The sequence below is a fragment of the Pseudomonas sp. NPDC098747 genome (assembly GCF_044760045.1).
Classification (GTDB): Bacteria; Pseudomonadota; Gammaproteobacteria; order Pseudomonadales; family Pseudomonadaceae; genus Aquipseudomonas.
Map to the genome: position 1 here is coordinate 1 of NZ_JBIWAL010000064.1, position 2173 is coordinate 2173.

Consider the following 2173-nt stretch of genomic DNA (forward strand, 5'->3'; position numbering starts at 1 on the left):
CGCAACGCCGAATATTTGGCCCGCGAAGGCGCTGCCTTCCTGATGCCGCAAAGAACGACAGGTGCCGCCGACCTTGCCGCGCGCCTGACAGAGGTCTTGATGCAACCGCAACGACTCGAAGAAATGGCCCAAGCGGCCCGCCGTCTGGCGAAACCCGAAGCCACCCGTAGCGTGGTCGATACCTGTCTGGAGGTGGTCCATGGTTGAGAATCAGAAAGCCATGCCGCAACCGGAAATGCGCCGCATCCGTCGCATCCACTTCGTCGGTATCGGCGGCGTGGGCATGTGCGGCATCGCCGAAGTGTTGTTGAACCTGGGCTATGAAGTGTCCGGTTCCGATCTGAAAGCCTCGCCGGTCACCGAGCGTCTGGAATCGTTCGGCGCAAAAATCTTTATCGGCCACCGTGCCGAGAACGCCGCTGCCGCCGATGTGCTGGTGGTGTCGAGCGCCGTCAACACCTCCAACCCGGAAGTCGCGACCGCACTGGAACGCCGTATCCCGGTGGTGCCGCGTGCCGAAATGCTCGCTGAGCTGATGCGCTATCGCCACGGCATCGCCGTTGCCGGTACCCACGGCAAAACCACCACGACGAGCCTGATCGCGTCGGTATTCGCTGCCGGTGGTCTCGATCCGACGTTCGTTATCGGTGGGCGTCTGAACGCTGCCGGCACCAACGCTCAGCTCGGCACCAGCCGTTACCTGATCGCCGAAGCCGATGAAAGCGACGCGAGCTTTCTGCACTTGCAGCCGCTGGTGGCCGTGGTCACCAACATCGACGCCGACCACATGGCGACCTACGGCGGTGACTTCAACAAACTGAAGAAAACCTTCGTCGAGTTCCTGCACAACCTGCCGTTCTACGGTTTGGCGGTGATGTGCCTGGACGATCCAGTGGTGCGCGAGATCCTGCCGCTGGTCAAACGTCCGACCGTGACTTACGGCTTCAGCGAAGACGCCGACATTCGCGCGATCAATGTGCGCCAGCAAGGCATGCAGACGTTCTTCACCGTGCTGCGCCCAGACCGCGAGCCGCTGGATGTTTCCGTGAACATGCCGGGCAACCACAACGTGCTCAATTCGCTGGCGACCATCTGCATCGCCACCGACGAGGGCGTCAGTGATGAAGCCATCGTTCAAGGCCTGTCGGGTTTCCAGGGCGTGGGTCGTCGCTTCCAGGTCTACGGCGAACTGCCGGTCGACGGCGGCAGCGTGATGCTGGTCGATGACTACGGTCACCACCCGACCGAAGTCGCGGCCGTGATCAAAGCCGTGCGTGGTGGCTGGCCGGAGCGCCGTCTGGTGATGGTTTACCAGCCGCACCGTTACAGCCGGACCCGCGATCTGTACGACGACTTCGTCAATGTACTGGCCGACGCCAACGTGTTGCTACTGATGGAAGTCTATCCGGCCGGCGAAGAGCCGATCCCGGGCGCCGACAGCCGCAAGTTGTGCAACAGCATCCGACAGCGTGGTGCGCTCGACCCGATCTACATCGAGCGTGGCGTCGATCTGGCGCCGCTGGTCAAGCCGCTGCTGCGTGCCGGCGACATCCTGCTGTGCCAGGGCGCCGGTGATATCGGTGGCCTCGCGCCGAAGCTGTTGAAAAGTGAATTGTTCGCTGGCGCCGTGGCCGCGCCAGTCGAGGGGAAGTTGAAATGACCGCTGCCTACGCCAATCTGTTCTCCACCATTGTGCCGAAAGACTTCGGCCGTGTTGCCGTGCTGTTCGGTGGCCTGAGTGCCGAGCGTGAGGTTTCGTTGAAGTCCGGTAACGCCGTGCTCACGGCGCTGCAAAGCGCTGGCGTGGACGCGTTCGGCATCGACGTCGGCGACGATTTCCTACAGCGTCTGCTCAGCGAGAAAATCGATCGCGCCTTCATCATTCTCCACGGTCGTGGCGGTGAAGACGGCTCCATGCAGGGCTTGCTCGAAGTGGCCGGCATTCCGTACACCGGCAGCGGCATTCTGGCTTCGGCGCTGGCGATGGACAAACTGCGCACCAAGCAGGTCTGGCACAGCCTCGGGATTCCGACGCCGCGTCACGCCGTGCTGTGCAGCGAAGCCGATTGTATTTCGGCAGCGACGGAACTGGGCTTCCCTTTGATCGTCAAACCGGCGCATGAAGGTTCAAGTATCGGGATGGCCAAAGTGAGTTCTGCGTCCTAGTTGATAG

Annotated in this window: 1 protein-coding gene and 2 pseudogenes; all 3 read left to right on the plus strand. The window is 62.2% G+C overall.

Translation table 11 applies throughout. The annotated features are described in order from the left end of the window. A pseudogene (murG, locus tag ACIQVE_RS25615) lies at positions 1-207 on the plus strand (UDP-N-acetylglucosamine--N-acetylmuramyl-(pentapeptide) pyrophosphoryl-undecaprenol N-acetylglucosamine transferase); the annotation flags it as partial. After that, positions 200-1660, plus strand: a complete 1461-nt coding sequence (gene murC, locus ACIQVE_RS25620; protein WP_042560981.1) for a UDP-N-acetylmuramate--L-alanine ligase — start codon at positions 200-202, stop codon at positions 1658-1660. The pseudogene murG and the gene murC, both read left to right, overlap by 8 nt. Continuing rightward, positions 1657-2163: pseudogene (locus ACIQVE_RS25625) on the plus strand (D-alanine--D-alanine ligase); the annotation flags it as partial. The gene murC and the pseudogene ACIQVE_RS25625, both read left to right, overlap by 4 nt. Between the last annotated feature and the right edge of the window lie 10 nt (positions 2164-2173).